Origin of the sequence: Gilliamella apis (genome assembly GCF_030758615.1) — a bacterium.
Lineage (GTDB): Bacteria > Pseudomonadota > Gammaproteobacteria > Enterobacterales > Orbaceae > Gilliamella > Gilliamella apis_A.
In genome coordinates this window covers 1,306,392-1,327,377 of the sequence record NZ_CP132381.1, presented here as the reverse complement: position 1 = coordinate 1,327,377, position 20,986 = coordinate 1,306,392, and the positions used below count along the sequence as shown (strand labels likewise).

Below are 20,986 nucleotides of genomic sequence, written 5' to 3'. Positions count from 1 at the left end.
TTATACAACTTACCCTTTAGATTAATTAATACTATTTTGCTTTACCTTGGTTCGCTACCGCTGCTTGTTTAGCGGCGATTTCATCAGCATTACCTAAGTAGTAGTGTTTAACAACTTTCATGTTGTCATCAAATTCATAAACTAGTGGCACACCAGTTGGGATATTTAGATCGATAATATCATCATCACTGATGTTATCTAAATGCTTAACTAGCGCACGAAGTGAGTTACCGTGAGCAGCAATAATTACACGTTCACCTTTAGCAACACGTGGAGCAATAGTTGATTCCCAATAAGGAAGAACGCGTTTAATCGTTAAAGCTAAGCTTTCAGTTAAAGGTAATTCAGATTCTGGTAATTTGCTATAACGTGAGTCATGCCCTGGGAAACGCTCATCAGATTTTTCAAGTGCAGGAGGAGTAATCGCAAAACCACGACGCCATAATTTAACTTGCTCATCACCATATTTAGCAGCAGTTTCAGCTTTATTTAGACCTTGTAGCGCACCATAATGGCGTTCATTTAATTTCCAGCTTTTTTCAACCGGTAACCATGCTTGATCAACTGCATCTAAAACGTGCCATAATGTGTGAATTGCACGTTTTAAAACAGAAGTATATGCATAATCAAATTCGAAACCTTCTTGTTTTAATAATTGACCCGCTTCTGCTGCTTCTTTGTTACCTTTGTCAGATAAATCAACATCAGTCCAACCACAAAAACGGTTTTCTTGATTCCAAACGCTTTCTCCGTGACGAATAAGAACTAATTTTTTTACTGCCATGAATATAACTCCTTAAGTTACGTAAAATAAAATTGTTAAATCAAATTGGTTTGCAATAAAACACCTGATTAATTGGTCATAAGCCTCTATATTAATATAAAATACCGATTATTTTGTCGGTAAGTATTTTAACGGATCGACTGATTGTGCTTTATAACGAATTTCAAAATGTAATCTTACTGATGAAGTTCCTGTAGCCCCCATGGTAGCAATTTGTTCACCAGCACGAACATTTTGTTGTTCTTTAACTAAAATGGTTTGGTTATGTGCATACGCTGTTAAATAGTCATCGTTATGTTTTATAATAATTAAATTACCATAACCAGGTAATGCATTACCTGAATAAACCACTCGGCCATTAGCCGCAGCAACGACTTTAGCACCTAAATTACCTGAGATATCAATCCCTTTGCTAGCATTAGAAAATTTTTCAATAATTTTACCTTGTGCAGGCCATTGCCATACAATATTAGCTACGTTAGATGTAGTTGGTAGTTTAGTTGGCACTGCAGTATCAACTGGTTCAGTTACCGTTTCCGTAGTTTGAATCGTATTGGTTGGTTTATTTTTACCAGAAGTTGTAGTTGTAGTTGTTGTAACTGTCGTTACAACCGGTTTAGTTTTAGTCGTGGTATTGGTTACTGAACCGTTATTGTTATTATTTGTTGTGACAACAGGCATAGTAGAGGTGGTTTTTTTTGTTTCAACCACTGTTGTACCACCACTAACATCCAATACTTGCCCCACATTTACAGCAAATGGTTCTTTAATGTTATTTTTGGCTGCCAATGCTCTATAATCATTACCTGTTACCCAAGCGATATAAAAAAGTGTATCACCTCGTTTAACTGTATAAGTATCACCTTGATAACCACCTTTAGGTATATCATTGTAGTCACGATTATAAACAATACGTTCATTGGAGGTAACCACACTTTGGCTATCTCTAGTGCTATTGTTATTGGCTGTAACTGGCGAGCGAGATGTTGTTGGTGTTGATGATGAATAAATTTGTGACGAAGAACGAGTCCCAGTAGAAATATTTGCCGGTGGTTTTGAATATACCGACGAAGTAGAACAACTGGAAGAGTCAGAAATATCTTCAATTTGAGCTGGATTAGTTTGTGTACATGCGGCGATCATCAAACTTAAACAACTTAATGTGAGAATTTTTTTCACAATAACACCTTTCATTAATTTATATTATATTATTTTGTTATGCACATTTTAACTTTTTTACAACAAAAAGCTATTATATTAATTACTTGTAAAGTAAATCAATAAAATCACTGGCAAAAATGTACAATTCTTGATTTAAAAGTTATTAATACATCTCATTTGATGGCTAATTGTTCACAGAATATATAAATAATTCCCGCATTCTAAATAACCTACTATATGGACGAATAAATATCATCAATAAAAAAAAGCATTCAAGCAATATTTTTATCCAATAGTCATTAAAACTAATTTCACGGTAATGAGTATATACAATAAAACAAGGTTTGGTATAGTATATTTAATGTCTTACCATAAAATTTACAGTGATCAAAATAGAATGACTTTATATATTGTTGCAACACCCATCGGTAATTTAGATGATATTACACTAAGAGCCATTAATACACTTAAAAGTGTTGATCTTATTGCGGCTGAAGACACTAGACATAGTGGACTACTATTACAACACCTAGGTATTAAAGCTAAACTTTTTGCTTTACACGATCACAATGAACAAGAAAAAGCACAAGTTTTGATCGAAAAACTAAAATCAGGTTTATCAATTGCATTAATTTCAGATGCAGGCACACCGCTAATTAATGATCCTGGTTATCACCTAGTGAAAGCCTGTCGAGAAAATAATATTAATGTGGTACCAATTCCGGGCGCTTGTGCGGCTATTGCCGCATTATCGGTTGCTGGATTACCTTCTGACAAATTCAGTTATGAAGGTTTTTTACCGGCAAAAACCAAAGCTCGTCAAGATTATCTAACTACTTTATGCGAAGAGAGTCGAACAATGATTTTTTATGAATCAACTCATCGACTGTTAGAAACCCTAAATGATATGCAAACAATTTGGGGGTGCGATAAACATATTGTTTTAGCAAAAGAACTCACTAAAACATGGGAAACGATTGTCAACTATCCAGTAAATGAGTTAATTGACTGGTTACAAGAAGATAGTAATCGCCAAAAAGGCGAATTTGTTCTAATTGTTGAAGGACATAGCAAAACTGATAATGCTATTGATGCCAAAGTAATGACTACCTTAAAATTATTAGTTAAAGAGTTACCATTGAAAAAAGCAGCTGCAATTACCGCAGCGATGTATGGGCTGAAGAAAAATCAATTATATCAAATCGGTTTATCATTGGAAAATTAATCAAAAAGGTAATTAATAGTTAATTATGATGATAGGAACAACAAATTTTTAGTTCCTAAACTTAATACACTAGTTTTGCTCAATATTTTATATCAGTATCAACATTAGCATAATTAGCCTAATTTAGTATATAATTGCTACCTATTTTTAAGATTTTTATAACACAAGGTAATAAACAGTATGGGATTTAAATGTGGAATTGTCGGACTACCTAATGTAGGTAAATCAACGCTTTTTAATGCACTAACCAAAGCAGGAATCGAAGCTGCTAACTTTCCGTTTTGTACGATTGAACCGAATACAGGTGTAGTGCCAATGCCAGATCCGCGTTTAGATCAACTTGCGGAAATTGTTAAACCACAGCGAACCTTACCTACTACAATGGAATTTGTTGATATTGCAGGATTAGTTAAAGGTGCATCGAAAGGTGAAGGCCTCGGTAATCAATTTTTAGCCAATATTCGTGAAACAGAAGCGATTGGCCACGTTGTTCGTTGTTTCGAAAATGAAAATATCGTTCATGTTGCAGGTAAAATCGATCCGGCTGAAGATATTGAAATCATTAATACTGAACTTGCGTTAGCTGATCTTGAGGCTTGCGAAAGAGCCATTACCCGTTTACAAAAACGTGCTAAAGGTGGTGATAAAGACGCCAAGTACGAACTGGAAATCTTAGATAAATGTTTACCTCATCTTGAACAAGGCAAAAAACTATTATTACTCGATTTTAGTAAAGAAGAATTAGATGCAATTAAATATTTAAGCTTTTTAACCCTAAAACCAACAATGTATATTGCTAATGTTAATGAAGATGGTTTTGAAAACAACCCATATTTAGAAAAAGTCAAAGCTATTGCTGAGCAAGAAAAAGCCGTCGTTGTACCTGTCTGTGCTGCTATTGAAGCTGAATTAGCTGAACTTGATGACGCTGATCGCGATGAATTTATGCAAGACCTTGGTTTAACTGAACCTGGCTTAAATAGAGTAATTCGCGCAGGTTATAGTTTACTTAATCTGCAAACTTACTTTACTGCTGGTGTTAAAGAAGTTCGGGCATGGACAATTTCTGTTGGAGATACTGCGCCACAAGCTGCCGGTAAAATTCATACCGATTTTGAAAAAGGCTTTATTCGAGCACAAACCATTGCTTTTGATGACTTCATTAAATATGGTGGTGAACAAGGCGCTAAAGAAGCAGGCAAAATGCGCTCTGAAGGGAAAGATTATATCGTACAAGATGGTGATATTATGAATTTCTTATTTAATGTTTAATCTTTGTTGATGCCGTATATTGCGGCATCATTATCATGTATTTATATAACTCAATAGATTATCTGCTCTCAATTAACTACTTGTCTAACACCACGGAAAATCGATTATAAGGAGCTTCATTTATGTTATTAACCTTTGAACAAGCCAAAAAAAATATACTTGAAGCAACAAATAATCATAAACCGGCAATGGAAAAAGTAGCATTATTTGATGCCTTAGATCGAATCACTGCTGAACCTGTTATTTCTCCAATTAATGTACCTAGCTTTAATAATTCAGCTATGGATGGTTATGCTGTAAGATTATCTGATATCAATCAATCGACGTTATTACCGTTAGCAGGAGTCATTTATGCAGGTGACGATATCTCATCATTAAATTGGCCTAAAGGTAGTTGCTTACGAATTATGACTGGTGCACCAGTTCCTAACGAAGCTAGTGCAGTTGTAATGCAAGAAGAGACAGAACAAACTGAATCAGGAATTAAATTTTTACAGGAGATAAAACCAGCTAGTAATATTCGTTATATAGGTGAAGATGCTAAACAAGGTGCGGTTATTGTCGAAAAAGGTACTCGATTAACTATTCCGACCTTATCCAGTTTAGCAACACTTGGTATTGCTGAGTTAACAGTATATCGAAGAGTAAAAGTTGCAATATTTTCCACCGGTAATGAATTAACCGAAATTGGCAGCCCATTAGCAAATAATAGTGCAATTTATGATAGTAACCGATTTACCCTCAAATTATTATTAAACAAATTAAATTGTGAAATTATTGACTTAGGGATTATTGTCGATGATCCGAGCAAAATTAAGCAAACACTCGAAACCGCATCTAAACAAGCTGATTTAGTGATTAGTAGTGGCGGTGTTTCAGTCGGGGATGCTGATTATACTAAAATGGCACTAGAGGAACTGGGTAAAGTTAACTTCTGGAAAATTGCCATAAAACCAGGAAACCGTTTGCCTTTGGCAATATAGGTAATGCGTTATTTTGCGGATTGCCGGGTAATCCTGTTTCAACTCTCGTCACTTTTTATCAATTGGTTCAGCCATTAATTTTGGCGCTTGCTGGACAAAATTTAACAGAAGTTGAGTTATCACTTAAAGTAAAAACAGCAACAAATCTGAAAAAAAGTATCGGTAGATTGGATTTTCAACGAGGTGTATTGCAAATTTCAACTAATGGCGAGTTAGAGGTTGTCTCAACTGGTCAACAAGGCTCCCATCTCACGCAATCGTTTAATCATGCTAATTGCTTTATCTTACTTGAAAAAGATAGAGGCAATGTAACCAAAGGTGAGATAGTAACTGTTGAGCTGTTTAATACACTATTAAAATAGTGCAACTAATATCGCCCCAGCAGCTATCATGGCAACGCCTATAGCCGAAAGAAATGAAATTTTTTCGCCAAATATGATGGCTGCAAAAATAACCGCAAAAACGACACTAAGTTTATCAATGGGGGCGACTTGCGATACTTTCCCTTCTTTTATTGCCATAAAGTAAAATAACCACGATAACGCCCCAGCAACGCCACTCAATGCAATAATAAGCAGTGCTTTTTTATCATTAAAAAAAGTATTAATTAAATTCAGTTTTCCCTGTACAACAACAACACCAACTAAAAATACTGCCATCACTATAGATCTAATTGCTGTCGCAGTATTAGCATCAAGATGTTGTAAACCAATTTTACCGAGAATTGCTACGCAAGCCGCAGTAATCGCCGATAATAATGCATAAATAAGCCAAGCACTCATATAAATTAATACCTATCAATTTGGAATAAATATTGTTGATTATTAGAATTTCTTTGACATTGTTCTGATTTATTCATTACACCGCGGCAATCTTCGAGAACGCCATGAGCTTTTGACCAATGATATTGTTTACCTTCATCATTTTTGCCACCGCAAGCAGTTAAACCTAAACTAAGCGTTAAACAAGTTAATGCAATAATTACAGATTTCATTATGTTTCCCTCTCAAATATCAAAATGTAGTTTAAATTATTATTACTAATTATTTTAGTTCATTATTGCGACGATTGATAGCTAAGCTATCACCTATTTTTAATATATAAAATGCTCTATCTTTCTTTAATGAATTTAATAATGTTGGTGGTTCATCTAATGGCTCATCAGCCAATTCAAAAGCACCCCAGTGGATCGCAATGGCTGACTGGCAATTTAATTCATCATAAAGTTGTACAGCTTGTTGTGGATCTATATGCTGCGATTGCATAAACCAACGTGGTGCATAAGCACCAATTGGTATCAAAGCAAGGTCTATCTGCTTAAATTTATCGGTTATTTTCTTTAAGCTTGCGCAATAACCTGTATCCCCCATAAAGTAGACCGTTTTAGTTGATAATGGTTTATCAATATCTGTCTGCATAACCCATCCACTCCATAATGCTTTATTCACATCAAATGCACCTCGATTACTCCAATGCTTTGCCGGTGTAGCATTAAAGGTAATTCCATTAACATTAGTTGACTGCCACCAATCTAACTCAATAACTTGCTTGGCCCCCCATTTTAATAGTTTTCTTTTAAGTCCTAAGGGAACCAGAATAGTAAGTTGCGGATACCGCATTATAAGTTGGCGGATACTATTAAAATCAAGATGATCATAATGACTATGAGAGATTACCACTACATTAATTGGAGGTAATTTCTCAATGGTAATTGCTGGTTTTGTTCGTCGTTTTGGCCCAATAAATTGCACCGGCGATACCCGGTTAGAAAAAACTGGATCGGTTAATATCCATTGTTCATTAAGCTTTATCAAGGTAGTAGAATGTCCGATCCACCAAACTCTATCACCACTTAAGCTAATATCAATTGAGCTAACCCAATTTTGGATGAATGCTTGATATCCGCCTTTCGGCGGTAACACTTTACGTTGCAGTCGCCAACGCAAAGCATCAGTTAATTTAATTGAAAAAGGTTCAGTATTATCAAAACCTTTCTTTTTATGATGTGACTGATCACATATTATTTTGTTCGCTTTACTCATTAAGGGATATCTAGTTGTAGTTATTTAGCGCTGCGTTCTATTAATACCGCAACGTTACCAGCATTAGCAATGGCATCAGGTTTTGACACTTTTATTTTCAACCATTGTACCGAGAATTGCTCAATGACTAACATTGCGACACGTTCAGCTACAGTTTCAATCAACTCAAATTTATTTCTTTCAATAAATGACGTTATTGATTGCGACACAACAAAATAGTCTAAACAAAACTTCACATCATCACTTTGCCCAGCAGGTTGATTATCCCATGCCATTTCAAGATCAAGAACTAACTTTTGTTTAATCGTTTTTTCCCAATCATAAACACCAATTGTGGTATAAGCCGTTAGTGATTCAATGAATACTCTATCTTTAATTGTTAATGTCATATTCTATTCCAAATATAGATATTGTTTAAAATAGAGATTACCGAATCTTAATAAATTACGCTATAATTTATTTTAAATAATAGTAAATAATAGTTTATATGACGCGAATTTTTCAGCCTTACACAATCAATCAAAATAGTTTGATCACTTTAGATGATAATGCTTTTAATCACCTTATTCGAGTATTAAGAATGAAAACGGGGGAATCAATTACTCTTTTTGATGGTTCCAACAAAATTACGCCTGCCGTAATACATGAAGTTAATAAAAAAACGGTTATTGTTAAAACAGCAAACAGTGTGTTAGATAATCGAGAATCACCATTGAACATTCATTTAGGACAAGTAATTTCTCGGGGTGATAAAATGGAGTTTACTATTCAAAAATCGGTAGAATTAGGTGTTAATACCATTACTCCCCTACTTTCAGAACGTTGTGGCGTCAAACTCGATCAAGAAAGACTCGAAAAGAAAGTTCAGCAATGGCAAAAAATTGTTATTTCGGCTTGTGAACAATGTGGACGAAATATCATCCCAAGCATCAATCCAGTAATGAAATTAGAAAATTGGTGTGCAAATTTAACCGATAGTTTAAAACTTAACTTACACCCTAAAGCCGAACAAGGAATTAATCAATTAGCGAATGATAACAAAAATATTAGTTTATTAATTGGGCCGGAAGGTGGTCTATCTAATGAAGAAATTAACATGACTCATCAATATCAATTTACTGATATCTTGCTTGGACCGAGAGTATTACGTACTGAAACAGCGGCGTTAACTGCAATAACAGCCCTTCAAGTTCGTTTAGGTGATTTAGGTTAGTCGCAAGAAATAAATAAGTTAACAAATGATTGCTTTGCTTATTAATCGGTAACGGGTATGATAGTTGAAAACTTGATTATTATTGCTAATACCTCTTTCTACCTTGATTTTATATAAATTATTAAATAGGTAGAGCAGCATGCAAATCATCAACACCGAATTCAGTAAAATCAAATATAATCAGTAAGGAGTTACCATGATCAAACTTGGTATTGTTATGGACCCCATTAGCCATATCAAATTAAAAAAAGATACTAGTTTTGCGATGCTACTTGAAGCACAAAAACGCGGCTATCAACTTTATTATATGGAAATGAATGATCTGTTTTTACGCAATGGAGAAGCTAGTGCAACAACACGTACAGTAACAGTTCATAACAATAGTGAGCATTGGTTTGATTTTGGAGACGAACAGACTATAGCATTAAGAGAACTTGACGTAATATTAATGCGCAAAGATCCGCCTTTTGATACTGAATTTATCTATGCAACCTATATATTAGAGCGTGCAGAAGAAAAAGGAGTATTAGTAGTAAACAAACCCCAAAGTCTGCGTGATTGTAACGAAAAATTATTTACGGCTTGGTTTGCTGATTTTACACCTGAAACCTTAGTTACTCGCCAGACATCACAAATTAAAGCTTTTCATCAACAATATCATGACATCATTTTAAAACCACTAGATGGCATGGGTGGTTCGTCAATTTTTCGAGTAAAACAAGATGATCCTAATGTTTCGGTGATTATTGAAACGCTTACTGAACATAATACCCGTTATTGCATGGCGCAAACATTTATTCCCGCAATCAAAGATGGAGATAAACGTGTTTTAGTTGTCGACGGTGTACCCGTGCCTTACTGCTTAGCAAGAATCCCACAAAAAGGGGAAACACGAGGAAACTTAGCAGCTGGTGGACATGGTGAAGTCCGACCATTAAGTGATAGTGATTGGCAAATCGCTAATAGTATCGGCCCTGTTTTGCAACAAAAAGGACTACTATTTGTGGGACTTGATATTATTGGTGACAAACTAACCGAAATTAACGTTACTAGCCCGACTTGTGTTCGAGAAATTGAAGCTGCTAACCCAGATTTATCAATCACAGGTTTATTAATGGATGCTATTGAATCAAGATTAAATATAAAGAGTTAAAAATGATTAGAGAATATCAAGCAAAAGATTTAGATGCCATAATGACAATTTGGCTTCAAGGTAATGAACAAGCACATAATTTTATCGATCCTGAGTTTTTTAAACAAAACTTTGAATTAGTGAAGATGTTGATCCCAATGTCAACAATATATGTTCAAGATATCAACGGCGTTGTTGTTGGTTTTATTGGCCTAACTGAAAACTATATCTCAGGTTTATATGTTGAAAAAAATTCTCGTCATCAAGGTACGGGGGCAGCATTAGTTGAAAAGGCCAAACAACGTCATAACGAATTAATGGTACATGTTTACAAACAAAATAGTGATGCAATTAACTTTTATTTATCACAAAATTTTGAAATTGTTGGTGAATCAATTAATGAAGAAACCAATCATCCTGAAATATTAATGCGCTGTAATGTTGAACATAAAGTCAAAATAGGTAAATGTGCATTATAAATTTAACGACAATGTGAGCATATGAATTTAAAAAATCATTTTATTATAGCCATGCCTACTGTTAATGACTCAATTTTTAGTCGTTCAGTAATATATATTTGTGAACATAATCGTGATGGTGCAATGGGGATTATTATTAATAAACCCATTGTTGATCTCAACGTAGAAACGGTATTATCCCGTTTAGAAATAACCGCATCAAAAAGTTGTGCTGAACTTGAACACCCAGTGTTTTGTGGCGGCCCGCTTGCTGAAGAGCAAGGATTTATTCTTCATACTCCTCATCAAGGGTTTGCTTCAAGTATAAAAATTTCTGATGATATCATGATTACCACATCTCTCGATGCATTAAAATCTATTGGCTCACCAGAACAACCAAAAGATCTTTTCTTAGCATTAGGTTATTCAAGTTGGCAATCATTACAACTTGAAAGTGAAGTAGCAAAAAATGATTGGTTAGTTACCGATGTTGATCCTGCAATTATCTTCGAGGTAGCTATTGAAGATCGTTGGCAGAAAGCAGCTGAATCATTGGGCATTAATATTAAAATGATTTCACCTCAAATGGGTAACGCATAAATTATGGCTACCATCATTGCATTTGATTTTGGTACAGCGAGCATCGGCGCAGCTATCGGTCAAGATATAACCAAGACTGCAAATCCACTTTGTTCATTCAAAGCTCGAGATGGTATCCCTAATTGGCCGTCAATAGAGAAAGTACTTAATGAATGGAAACCTGATTATTTAGTGGTGGGATTGCCACTAAATATGGATGGCACAGAGCAACCGTTAACCGCAAGAGCACGCAAATTTGCTAACCGTCTGCATGGAATGTTTGGCTATCAAGTTCATTTACAAGATGAACGATTATCAACCGTTGAAGCAAAATCACATATTTTTGCTTCACGTGGCTACCGAGCCCTTGAAAAAGGCCATGTCGATGCGACTTCGGCAATTATTATTTTAGAAAGTTGGTTCGAAAATAGCGAATCTTGATAATCAAGAAATTATTTTAACAATAATTAGTCGCCAATAAATTTCATCCTTGCTAAAATAACAAGCAATTTTTTCTATTGAAAGGACTGCTCCCCGTGTCAAATAATAAATCTCTTAGCTATAAAGATGCTGGTGTCGATATCGATGCTGGCAATGAATTGGTTAATCGTATTAAATCTGTCGTAAAAGAGACCAAACGTCCTGAAGTTATGGGTGGACTTGGTGGTTTTGGTGCATTATGTGCAATTCCGGAAAAATATAAACAACCTATTTTAGTTTCAGGTACTGATGGTGTTGGCACTAAATTACGCCTTGCAATGGATTTAAATCGCCATGAATCAATTGGTATTGATTTGGTTGCTATGTGCGTTAATGATTTAATTGTTCAAGGAGCTGAGCCTTTATTTTTCCTCGACTATTATGCTACAGGTAAATTAAATGTCGATGTTGCCGCAACAGTTGTTACGGGTATTGCGGAAGGTTGTAAACAATCTGGGTGTGCATTGGTTGGCGGTGAAACTGCAGAAATGCCTGGTATGTATCATGGCGATGATTATGACTTAGCGGGCTTTTGTGTCGGTGTAGTTGAAAAATCAGAAATGATTGATGGTAGTAAAGTTCAAGATGGCGATGCACTAATTGCCCTTGCATCAAGTGGTGCGCATTCAAATGGTTATTCATTAGTACGTAAAATTATCGAAGTTAGTGGTGTTAATCCAGCAACAGAACAATTAGACGGAAAACCATTAGCAGATCACTTACTTGCGCCAACTAAGATTTATGTAAAATCAGTACTTGATTTGATTTCAAAAATCGATGTTCATGCTATTGCACACATTACTGGCGGTGGTTTTTGGGAAAACATTCCACGAGTTTTACCTGATAACACTCAAGCTGTTATTGATGAATCTAGTTGGCAATGGCCGGCCATCTTTAATTGGTTACAACAAGCAGGTAATGTAAGCCGTCATGAAATGTACCGTACTTTCAATTGTGGAGTAGGTTTAATCATCGCTTTACCAAAACAGTTAGCCGAACAAGCAATTAATTTACTTAATCAGCATGGTGAAAAAGCTTGGTTACTTGGCGAAATAAAACACTCTTCATCAACTGAACGAGTTGTTATTCAGTAATATATACAATATCAATTTTTGTCTAGTAATTGTAACTAATCAGCTAATATTACTGGACAAAAATCATCGATATAAGAATCTTCAAAAAAATTCCTTGCAGTATCAACCTAATATTTACATTTTATGTTTTTCAATACCAAAACCCTTCCTTATTTATTTTTACTAAAAACGTATAGTTAGCCAAAAATTTAACTTAAAAATAACTAAAAGCTATCTTAGTTTCTGGTACAATAAGCAAAATTATTATAACTAAGTAATGTCATAATACTCTAAGATACAAGGTTTTTTAATGATCATATCAGATGCTAATAGTGCGGTGTCATCTGTCGCATATCGTGCAAACGAAGTCGTTGCTATTTATCCAATAACTCCAAGTTCATCTATGGCTGAACAAGCCAGCACGTGGGCGGAATTCAATAAACCCAATGTTTTTGGTGATACGCCGAAAGTCGTTGAAATGCAATCCGAAGCAGGAGCAATATCAACCGTACATGGCGCATTAATGACTGGGGCATTAGCAACATCATTTACTTCATCGCAAGGTCTGTTATTAATGATTCCTTCGCTATATAAAATAGCTGGGGAATTAACACCATTTGTATTACATGTTGCTGCCCGTACTGTTGCAACTCATGCCTTGTCTATTTTTGGTGATCATTCTGATGTTATGTCTGTCAGGCAAACTGGTTTTGCGATGTTGTGTTCTAGCTCGGTACAAGAAGCACAAGATTTAGCCTTAATTTCGCAAATTGCAACACTCAATAGTAGAGTGCCATTTATTCATTTTTTTGATGGTTTTAGAACTTCACACGAGGTAAATAAAATTTATCCAATCAGTGATGAACAGATTCGTAATTTGCTTCCCCATCAAGCTATTGATGCTTTTCGCCACCGCGCCTTAACGCCTGATAATCCAGTTATTCGTGGTACATCAGCTAATCCTGATACCTACTTCCAATGCCGTGAAGCAGTTAATCCATATTATGAGTATACCTTCAATCATGTTGCAGATGCTATGCAAGCCTTTGAAAAAGAGACAGGTAGGAAGTATCAACCTTTCGAATATTATGGCGCAAAAGATGCTGAACGTATCATTGTCATTATGGGCTCCGGCGTCAGCACCACGAAGGAAGTTGTCGATCATCTGATTAAAAATGACGAAAAAGTTGGCGTCGTTATCGTAAGATTATTCCGACCATTTTCAGCAACTCATCTACTTGACGTTATTCCGCAAACTGTGAAAAAAATCGCAGTACTAGATCGTACCAAAGAACCAGGAGCACAAGCTGAACCTCTTTATCTAGATGTAATGACAGCCTTTGCTGAGAGTTTTTCACGTGGCGAACGAAACCATTTACCGCAAATTATTGGTGGTCGTTATGGTTTATCATCGAAAGAGTTCGATCCTCGCTGTGTATTAGCTATTTTTAATGAACTAACAACAGAGAAACCTAAACCTCGCTTTACCGTTGGTATTTATGACGATATAACCGGCTTGTCACTACCATTACCAGAAAAATCTATCCCACAAAAATCAGCACTTGAAGCACTATTTTATGGTTTAGGCAGTGATGGTACGGTTTCAGCGACCAAAAATAATATCAAAATCATTGGTGATAGTTCACCATTTTATGTACAAGGTTATTTTGTTTACGATTCGAAAAAAGCAGGTGGTTTAACCACGTCTCATCTTCGAGTTAACCTTGAACCAATAGATTCACCATATTTGATAACCAGCGCCCATTTTATCGGTTGTCATCAAGATCAGTTTATCGACAAATATCAAATAGTTGAAAGATTAAAAGATGATGGTATTTTCTTACTAAATACACCTTATAGTAAGGATGAAGTTTGGCATAGATTACCTAAAGAAGTGCAAATTCAATTAATTAAGAAAAAAGCACATTTTTATATTATTAATGCAGCTAAAATTGCTCGAGAATGTAATTTAGGTGCAAGAATTAATACAGTCATGCAAGCTGCATTCTTCCATTTATCAGAAATATTTAAAAATGATTTTAGTATTTCACAGCTAAAAGAAGTTATTGCCAAAAGTTACAGCAGTAAAGGACAAGATATTGTTGAAAATAACTGGAAAGCACTCGATTTAGCCATTGCATCTCTTGAGCAAATTCCATTAAGTTGCGTGGATGAAAGTAGTCCATCACGCCCGCCAGTTGTGCCAAGCAATGCCCCTGATTTTGTTAAAATGGTCACTGCAACTATGTTAGCTGGCTTAGGCGATAGTTTACCTGTTTCAGCCTTTCCACCCGATGGAACATGGCCAGTTGGCACCACCAAATGGGAAAAACGTAATATTGCTGAAGAAATACCAATCTGGCAACCTGAACTTTGTACTCAATGTAACCATTGTGCAGTTGCTTGCCCTCATGCAGCTATTCGAGCAAAAGTTGTTGAACCAGATGATATGATCAATGCACCAGAATCACTAAGCTCACTTGAAGTAAAAGCTCGAGATATGAAAGGTCAACGTTATGTTTTACAAGTTGCGCCTGAAGATTGTACCGGATGTAATTTATGTGTTGAAGTTTGTCCTTCACGTGACCGTAATAACTTTGATGTTAAAGCCATTAACATGCGTTCACGAATTGACAATTTAGAAACTCAGCGTGCTAACTATAATTATTTCACCGACCTTCCTGATCGGGAAATCAAAACGCTAGAACGAATTGATGTACGTACATCACAACTATTAACACCTTTATTTGAATATTCTGGTGCTTGTGCCGGTTGTGGTGAAACACCATACATCAAACTACTAACCCAATTATATGGTGATCATCTCGCTATTGCTAATGCAACGGGTTGCTCGTCAATTTATGGTGGTAATTTACCATCTTCACCATATACAACCGATCGCAATGGCCGTGGACCGGCTTGGGCAAATTCACTATTTGAAGATAATGCCGAATTTGCACTTGGTTATCGTATTACTTATGATCAACATAAAAAACGAGCATTACGTTTGCTTGAACATGTTGCCGGTGAGATTTCGCCAGAGATTGTTATTAATTTACAATCACCAGATTTATCAATTGATGAAAAACGAACTCAAGTTAATTTATTACGTCAACAATTAGCGCATTTAACTTCAGCAGAAGCTAAGGAGTTAATGCAAGATGCTAATTATCTAATTGATAAATCAGTATGGGCTATTGGTGGTGATGGTTGGGCTTATGATATTGGCTTTGGTGGACTCGATCATGTAATGAGTTTAACCGAAAACGTTAACATCTTAGTGCTCGATACCCAATGCTACTCGAATACAGGAGGACAGCAATCTAAAGCAACACCGATGGGAGCTGTATCCAAATTTGCAGATTTAGGTAAACATAAAGCTCGTAAAGATTTTGGGGTCAGTGTAATGATGTATGGCCACGTTTATGTCGCTCAAGTTGCTTTAGGTTCGCAATTGAACCAAACACTTAAAGCATTACAAGAAGCCGAAGCTTATGATGGCCCTTCTCTGGTTATTGCTTATAGCCCTTGTGAAGAACATGGTTACGACTTATCTAAATCTCATGAACAGATGAAAGATTTAGTTAAATCTGGTTTCTGGCCGCTATATCGTTATGATCCACGCCGCATGCAAGAAGGAAAACCAGGTTTAGTGTTAGACTCTAAAGCACCAAACAGTCAATCATTAACGGATATTTTACTTAAAGAGCAACGTTTCCGTCGTTTAGAAACACTTGAACCAGTTATTGCCAATACTTTACATGAGCAATCAACTAAAATGGTAAATTCTAAATATAAATTCTTGCAAATGCTGGCAACCTATTCTGATATTGAAACACCAGCAGATAGTTAATAACAAAGTAACTATCAGGCAAAAATAGTCTTAGTTATGAGGTCTTAAGATCATTGTTCGTATATTCATTAATAGTAGCAATGATCTTAAACATTGACATAATGCAGTGCAAATCCGAACTAAATTAGTGCGCTTTTCAATCTAGCTAATTAGTATTCAAACATCATAAATTCCCCAATCTTTAATTTTATCAATTTGATATCAGTTATTTCTATTTGTTTATTAAATTGGTATGAATCTTGCTGTATTTTATATTTGTAAAAGCGGACTGAACGTGAGGTGAATTATGGTAACAAATTTAAACATTAGTCGTAGAACATTATTGGGTTTTTCTACTGCAGCTATTGCTGGGTTATCTGTAAATCAATTATTATCTAAAGCCTATGCTAGCGAGTTACAAAAAACGATTTCATTCTCACTTCCGGTAATGGATACAGCTGTTACACCTAGTCTAGATAATCCAGTTAGACTCAACTTTAATGAAAATGCCATAGGTATGTCGGGAACAGCCAAACAAGCAGCTATAGATGCAGTTCCGAAAGCTAATCGATATGCTAAAGCTGAAATACTGCTATTGAGTAAAAGATTAGCACAGTATCATAATGTTAGCGAGGAACATATTTTATTAACAGCAGGATCATCTGAGGGTATTCGTAGTGCCATTGCTGCTCATATAAATCCTAACACTCAACTAGTTATTCCAGAATTGACTTATGGTGATGGGGAGCATTTCGCTAAAACTTTTAATTTGAAAATAACTAAAGTTCCTTCATTAAAAGATTGGCAAATTGATATTAACGGTTTGCGCAAAGCGGTTGAAAATCATCAAGGATTTTCGATTGTTTATCTAGTAAATCCGAACAATCCTACATCTACGGTAATTGGTTACAAAGAAGTTGAATCGTGGATAACAAGTAAGCCTAAAAATACATTATTTATTATTGATGAAGCTTATGCCGAGTTTGTCAATGATCCGGTATTCCGTTCTGTTGATAGTTTAATTTTTCAAGGTTATAGCAATATTATTTTACTGAAAACTTTTTCAAAAATTCATGCTATGGCAGGTTTGCGAGTCGGTTATGTTGTCAGTTCGCCAGATAATATCAAAAATATTGGTCAGTATGTAGCAGGTGAAAAACTGAATTACTGTGGAGTTTGTGCTGCTCTTGCATCAATCGATGATAATCAATTTTTGACCTACTCAAAGAAAGCAACTGATGTATCACGTAATATTATGGAAAAAGTATTGTCAGAATTAGGATTACACTATCTTAAATCAGAAACAAACTTTATCTTTCATAAGAGCCCTATTGAGTTGGGACAATATCGTGAATTAATGAAGAAAAATTTTATATTAATAGGACGTGATTCTAATCCAGCTACCAACTGGTGCCGAATATCATTGGGAACACCTGGCGAAATGTTGTATGTTGCCAATGTGTTATATGGTTTAAGAGAAAAATCACTGATATAAAATTGGAAAAACTAAGGAAAGGAAACAAAGACTCACTGAATATATTTCATATCAGTGAGTCAAAATTTTATTTAACTTTAGTATCAATTACCCGACGAGTCATCCAATAATGTTTTTTCCAATAATCTTCTTTTAAATTAGAGAAAATAACACCTTTTGATGTCGAAGCATGTAGGAATTTACCATCAGCATAATAGATGCCAACATGCAAACCACTTCGACTACGGCCAGTTTTAAAAAATACTAAATCACCAGCTTTAGGGGTGGTAACTTTATAACCTAATTTAGCTTGTTCAGCAGCACTTCTTGGTAGCGTTTTTGCCAATCTATTTTTGTAGAAATTCATGACTAAAGCAGAACAATCACTACCGGCTAAAGTCGTCCCACCATAACGATATGGGGTTTTTTTCCATTTTTTATAATGTTGATCGATTTTTGCCAAAATAACTGGATCTGATTTATTTACAGCTACTTGCCCCTGACTGCTACTACAACCAAACAATACAAACAGAGAAAAAATAAGTGAAATTACTAAACATCGTTTTCTAACACTGCTGCAATTGTTGCGCAACTTGATTAATAACCGACTGTCTTTTTTTATCATTTCTTTTTGATCCTTTATTTAAAGTCGACCACTGCGAATAACGTCTCGCTACCTTTAGACTTTTAGGTAACACACCTTTTTGCCACTCGTTTTTATCTAATCTAGATAATCTAATCGGGCTGGTGTTCGCGTGGCTGCGATAATTTAGACTCTCTTTTAGTTGAACTAATCGTAAAGAAAGAAAACAAATAATCACATCATCAACACTTAATTTACTATATCCAGAAAACTGATAGCGCATTCTAGATCCATAATGCTTTGCAGTTTGCATCAAACTACCCACCGCAGCGCCAATTAACGCAGCTGAACCAAAGGATAATCCACCGGTAGCTAAATCAATACTAGCTCCGATAGTTGCGCCAGACACAAATCCTTTGGTCAAATGCATACCCATCAATTTCAACGCATCTAAGTTAAACAAATCAGCATTATATCTACCTTTAATTAAAGGTAGATTCTCTTCACTCTCTTGAGTTGAATCAAATTGATATAGTTGCAATAAATCGTTAATTACTTTTTGTTCACGTAACCTGACTTTATTTTGCATATCAGTTACAGCTTGATTATCATCCGATTTTGCCATTTTATAAAAAGCAGTCACATCAACCAATGCTTCGGCAATAAGCTTATTTGCTGTATGATTACGCGATTCACGAATCCTCGTAATATTATCTAACCAATTATCCAATATTTTTTTAGCTGGTTCAATTAATAAAGCTAAACTTTTGTATAATTTTTCCTCACCATCTATGGGTGGAAACATAGCGTTGAACCCAATGATAGCATGGATCCCCATTCTTGAAAGCAATCTTTTCCATTCCTTTTCGTTTTGTTCTTTAGTTGAAGTGAAGTTAAGGACAGCAAGAATGGGTTTATCACTATTCGCTAAGATGGCTAATTCATCGTGATATTTAGGTAGCACAGGCTCTCTCACATCGATGACATAAATAGCTGCATCACAATTTAACACTTGTCTAATGACTTTTGCTTCTTGATTAAAAAGGTTTTCAGCCTCTGGACTTTGTAAAAAATTCGTTAATTTATCGATACCATCAAGCTTAGTATTTGCTGGTAAAAGTTGTGTTATATAATCATAAAGCGCCAAACTATCTTCAAAACCAGGAGTATCATAAAAAGTGATGTCAGTATCATTAGCCAACGGCAACTTAATCGACTCGACGTGTCTTGTAGTGCCTGGTTTATCTGAAACATCACCAAAATGACTATTGTACGATAATGCTCGTAAAAGCGAAGTTTTACCAAAATTTGCATGGCCAACTATCGCTAATTTCAATGAAGTTATCATATTAATTATCCTGCTCTAACCAATTAGGATTAGCTAATGGTAAAGATAACGATTGCCAATTATGAAATTGCTTTCCTTGATTAATAAACCATATCCGAGATTGCTGTGATTTATTAATTAACTGTTGAATAAAGTTCAATAATCCTCGATCAGGTGCTCGATCAGTATCGATGGCAATTAATAATTTTTTCGCCGGTTTTAGTTGCAAATAATCTAATATAGCAATCCGTTGTTCACGGGTATTGAGAAATCCATAGAACGGAACAATAGTTGCCGGTTTCCAACTGTCAACGATGTCCACTGCAACCAAATAGATACCATGTCCTTCTTCAATTTGCGAAATCGGCAATTGCCATCTAATTTCACCTAATTTATCTTCATCTTCTACATTAGTGACTAATGGCTGCAATTGTCGTGCTAGTATTTGATAATCTGGATCATCTAAATTTAATTTAAGCTTACGACTGCTTAGCATCCAGATGACACCACAAAAAATCATTAGAAATAAACGAACAATTAAGCCATAAAAAATAAAAACGCCAAGTAACCATATCGCCCATGAAGAACGAATATCACCAGCACTTAATGCATGTTCACTAAGTTTAATCACTTCATCTTTTGGAATAGAAAATCCAAACCAAGAAGGTAAATAACCTAAATAATGAGTCAATTGGGTAATTGAATCCGCACTTAATAAAGTTGTTTTCCATTCAAAACTATAATGTTGTGTAGAAAAAAGTACTAGCAAAACGATTAAAGCGCTAGTCAAAATAACTGTCCAAAACAGATTAAGAACAAAACCTAATAACCAATGAATTCGATAACCAAATAATGAAACAAAAGCGGGAACAAGTTGTTTTACGGTCTTTTTTTGGTAAAGTTTTTCTGCTATCCATAACCAACAGTGAATTAATAGGCTACCACCAAACCGAGAAAAAAATAACAATGAGCAAAGCCAGATAATTAGCGTAATAAAATGAACACCCAATAAACTGAATAACGCCCAATATAAATTGATTGGATTTTGACTTAATGCGCCAAATGTCAACGAGCTACCGATAAAAAGCGAAAAAAACAATAATAGCAAAAATGAGAGCTTAATTGAGCGCAACATGACTTTTTGTGCCAAATATAAACCATTTTGTTTAGATAATAAGGTAGCTCGCATAACAATACGATTAACCAAAGATGTTGGCATAGCTTTAACTTGCCGATTAATATCTTGATCAGCAAAGCGTCCAGATTGTGACTCAATTAAATGAATAGTTTCAGTAAGCCATAAAGATTTTAGCTTTTCACGCATTTTAATTTAATTTTCACATATTGGTTCGTCATAAAAGAAACGCG

General features: G+C 35.2%; 19 protein-coding genes and 1 pseudogene. 11 read left to right on the top strand and 9 right to left on the bottom strand.

Features of this window, described 5'->3' with window-relative positions; all coding sequences use genetic code 11:
* Positions 1-31: 31 nt before the first annotated feature.
* Complete coding sequence (gene gpmA / locus RAM17_RS06050; protein WP_034902210.1) at positions 32-784, bottom strand: 2,3-diphosphoglycerate-dependent phosphoglycerate mutase; 753 nt, start codon at positions 782-784, stop codon at positions 32-34.
* Between the two features lie 108 nt (positions 785-892).
* Complete coding sequence (nlpD, locus tag RAM17_RS06045) at positions 893-1,978, bottom strand: murein hydrolase activator NlpD (RefSeq protein WP_110448094.1); 1,086 nt, start codon at positions 1,976-1,978, stop codon at positions 893-895.
* 328 nt (positions 1,979-2,306) lie between these two features.
* Here nlpD and rsmI point away from each other — a divergent pair, with 328 nt between their 5' ends.
* The 3 genes and pseudogenes from rsmI (at position 2,307) to moeA (ending at position 5,787) form a co-directional block, all read left to right on the top strand.
* Positions 2,307-3,170: a 16S rRNA (cytidine(1402)-2'-O)-methyltransferase gene (gene rsmI / locus RAM17_RS06040; protein ID WP_110448095.1), complete on the top strand. Its 864-nt coding sequence runs from the start codon at positions 2,307-2,309 to the stop codon at positions 3,168-3,170.
* 180 nt (positions 3,171-3,350) lie between these two features.
* The gene (gene ychF / locus RAM17_RS06035; protein ID WP_034902214.1) at positions 3,351-4,442 is read left to right on the top strand and encodes a redox-regulated ATPase YchF; all 1,092 of its coding nucleotides are present in this window, start codon (positions 3,351-3,353) and stop codon (positions 4,440-4,442) included.
* Positions 4,443-4,564: 122 nt separating this feature from the next.
* Positions 4,565-5,787, top strand: a pseudogene (gene moeA / locus RAM17_RS06030) (molybdopterin molybdotransferase MoeA).
* Here the strand turns inward: moeA and RAM17_RS06020 are convergent.
* The 4 genes from RAM17_RS06020 to folB are packed head-to-tail and all read right to left on the bottom strand — an operon-like array spanning position 5,779 to position 7,856.
* Complete coding sequence (locus tag RAM17_RS06020) at positions 5,779-6,207, bottom strand: EamA family transporter (protein ID WP_086359021.1); 429 nt, start codon at positions 6,205-6,207, stop codon at positions 5,779-5,781. The pseudogene moeA and the gene RAM17_RS06020 sit on opposite strands and share 9 nt — an antisense overlap.
* Before the next feature lie 5 nt (positions 6,208-6,212).
* The gene (locus tag RAM17_RS06015) at positions 6,213-6,419 is read right to left on the bottom strand and encodes a hypothetical protein (protein ID WP_110448097.1); all 207 of its coding nucleotides are present in this window, start codon (positions 6,417-6,419) and stop codon (positions 6,213-6,215) included.
* A gap of 49 nt (positions 6,420-6,468) precedes the next feature.
* Complete coding sequence (locus RAM17_RS06010) at positions 6,469-7,467, bottom strand: MBL fold metallo-hydrolase (protein ID WP_110448098.1); 999 nt, start codon at positions 7,465-7,467, stop codon at positions 6,469-6,471.
* A 20-nt stretch (positions 7,468-7,487) separates the two neighbouring features.
* On the bottom strand, positions 7,488-7,856 hold the full coding sequence (gene folB / locus RAM17_RS06005) for a dihydroneopterin aldolase (protein WP_110448099.1): 369 nt from the start codon (positions 7,854-7,856) through the stop codon (positions 7,488-7,490).
* A gap of 98 nt (positions 7,857-7,954) precedes the next feature.
* Between folB and rsmE the strand changes: the two genes are divergently transcribed.
* The 8 genes from rsmE to RAM17_RS05965 all read left to right on the top strand — a co-directional run bounded on the left by rsmE (position 7,955) and on the right by RAM17_RS05965 (position 17,729).
* Entirely contained in the window at positions 7,955-8,680 is a 726-nt protein-coding gene (rsmE, locus tag RAM17_RS06000) for a 16S rRNA (uracil(1498)-N(3))-methyltransferase (RefSeq protein ID WP_110448100.1), read from the top strand.
* A 196-nt stretch (positions 8,681-8,876) separates the two neighbouring features.
* Complete coding sequence (gshB, locus tag RAM17_RS05995) at positions 8,877-9,833, top strand: glutathione synthase (protein ID WP_110448101.1); 957 nt, start codon at positions 8,877-8,879, stop codon at positions 9,831-9,833.
* Between the two features lie 2 nt (positions 9,834-9,835).
* The gene (locus RAM17_RS05990; RefSeq protein WP_110448102.1) at positions 9,836-10,291 is read left to right on the top strand and encodes a GNAT family N-acetyltransferase; all 456 of its coding nucleotides are present in this window, start codon (positions 9,836-9,838) and stop codon (positions 10,289-10,291) included.
* Positions 10,292-10,312: 21 nt separating this feature from the next.
* Positions 10,313-10,870, top strand: coding sequence for a YqgE/AlgH family protein (locus RAM17_RS05985; protein ID WP_110448103.1), 558 nt, complete (start codon positions 10,313-10,315; stop codon positions 10,868-10,870).
* 3 nt (positions 10,871-10,873) lie between these two features.
* Entirely contained in the window at positions 10,874-11,290 is a 417-nt protein-coding gene (gene ruvX / locus RAM17_RS05980) for a Holliday junction resolvase RuvX (protein ID WP_110448104.1), read from the top strand.
* A 95-nt stretch (positions 11,291-11,385) separates the two neighbouring features.
* Entirely contained in the window at positions 11,386-12,423 is a 1,038-nt protein-coding gene (gene purM / locus RAM17_RS05975) for a phosphoribosylformylglycinamidine cyclo-ligase (protein WP_110448105.1), read from the top strand.
* A gap of 289 nt (positions 12,424-12,712) precedes the next feature.
* Positions 12,713-16,255 carry a pyruvate:ferredoxin (flavodoxin) oxidoreductase gene (nifJ, locus tag RAM17_RS05970; protein ID WP_306240954.1) on the top strand — a complete coding sequence of 1,181 codons (3,543 nt, stop codon included), beginning with the start codon at positions 12,713-12,715 and terminating at the stop codon, positions 16,253-16,255.
* A gap of 286 nt (positions 16,256-16,541) precedes the next feature.
* On the top strand, positions 16,542-17,729 hold the full coding sequence (locus tag RAM17_RS05965) for a pyridoxal phosphate-dependent aminotransferase (RefSeq protein WP_110448107.1): 1,188 nt from the start codon (positions 16,542-16,544) through the stop codon (positions 17,727-17,729).
* Between the two features lie 67 nt (positions 17,730-17,796).
* On the opposite strand, the gene RAM17_RS05960 is transcribed toward RAM17_RS05965, so the two are convergent.
* From RAM17_RS05960 to RAM17_RS05950, 3 genes are read right to left on the bottom strand one after another with little or no spacing between them, the layout of a single operon-like run.
* On the bottom strand, positions 17,797-18,333 hold the full coding sequence (locus RAM17_RS05960) for a C40 family peptidase (protein WP_110448108.1): 537 nt from the start codon (positions 18,331-18,333) through the stop codon (positions 17,797-17,799).
* Entirely contained in the window at positions 18,275-19,639 is a 1,365-nt protein-coding gene (locus RAM17_RS05955) for a DUF3482 domain-containing protein (protein WP_110448109.1), read from the bottom strand. The genes RAM17_RS05960 and RAM17_RS05955 overlap by 59 nt, the downstream gene beginning before the upstream one ends.
* Before the next feature lies 1 nt (position 19,640).
* A complete protein-coding gene (locus RAM17_RS05950; protein WP_110448110.1) occupies positions 19,641-20,942 on the bottom strand; it encodes a DUF2868 domain-containing protein in 1,302 nt (433 codons plus the stop codon).
* Positions 20,943-20,986 lie beyond the last annotated feature (44 nt).